This window comes from Idiomarina sp. UBA4206 (assembly GCF_002383015.1).
GTDB classification, from domain to species: Bacteria; Pseudomonadota; Gammaproteobacteria; order Enterobacterales; family Alteromonadaceae; genus Idiomarina; species Idiomarina abyssalis.
Genome location: NZ_DFTS01000021.1, coordinates 17,095 through 17,414, shown reverse-complemented (window position 1 = coordinate 17,414; position 320 = coordinate 17,095). Strand labels below are relative to the sequence as shown.

The 320-nt window shown below is 49.7% G+C and carries 1 pseudogene; it reads left to right on the top strand.

Annotated elements, in window-relative coordinates:
- Positions 1-320 (top strand): annotated as a pseudogene (locus B3180_RS04520) (aconitate hydratase B); the annotation flags it as partial.

Sequence of the window (320 nt, the reverse complement as noted above, 5' to 3'; positions counted from 1 at the left end):
GACGCCTTCCACGACGTGGAAGAGAAAATGAAAGCCGGTAATGCGTTGGCGAAAGAAGTGGTTGAGTCCTGGGCAAATGCCGAATGGTTCACCGGCAGCGACGAACTGCCTAAATCAATTAAAGCAACCGTCTTTAAAGTGACTGGCGAAACGAATACCGATGACTTGTCTCCTGCACCCGATGCCTGGTCTCGTCCGGACATTCCTTTGCACGCCAAAGCTATGTACAAAATGCCACGCGAAGGCATTACCGATGCAGGCAAGCAAATTGAAGAATTAAAAGAAAAAGGTCACCCGGTTGCCTTCGTTGGTGACGTAGT